This window comes from Acidovorax sp. SUPP3334, from assembly GCF_030159055.1.
Lineage (GTDB): Bacteria > Pseudomonadota > Gammaproteobacteria > Burkholderiales > Burkholderiaceae_C > Paracidovorax.
This window is the reverse complement of sequence record NZ_BQXQ01000137.1, coordinates 1-510: the sequence shown is the minus strand read 5'-3', so window position 1 is coordinate 510 and position 510 is coordinate 1. Positions and strand designations below refer to the sequence as shown.

Here is a 510-nt window from a genome sequence, read left to right as displayed (position 1 = left end):
CGGCGCACCAGGAGCGCAGCACGCGGCCGTGCGGGCCTTCCGCGTCGTACTGGGCGAAGTAGCGGTGGCCGCTGGCCTTGCGGTAGCCCACCAGCACGCCCGAGCGCCAGGCGTACTGGCGGTAGGGGAGGGTGCCATGGTGCGTGGCGATGAGCTGGCCCTGCGCGTCGTAGTCGTAGGACGCCAGCAACTGGCTGCCGGTGTGGCCCGGCACCCGCAACTCCACCGTGGACAGGCGCGCGCCGCGCAGGGGATCGTCGGGGGACGGTGCCCCGGTGGCCGGCGTCCAGGTCAGGCGCAACTGGCGCCCGGCCGAATCGGACAGGCCGATGAGGCGCGGCCGCGCGAAGGGGGAAGAGAACGTTCCCGCACCGGCCGTGCCATCGGCCATGGCCTGCTCGCGGGCCTGCCGCGCACTCCAGGTCAGCACCTCGCCCGTGGCCGTCCCCGCATCGCCCGCATCCGCTGCGGTCCAGTGCAGCGCGATGGCATTGCCGTTCGCATCCTGCA

The 510-nt window shown here is 73.7% G+C and carries 1 pseudogene; it reads right to left on the bottom strand.

What is annotated here, in order from left to right:
- A pseudogene (locus AVHM3334_RS23835) lies at window positions 1-510 on the bottom strand (RHS repeat-associated core domain-containing protein); the annotation flags it as partial.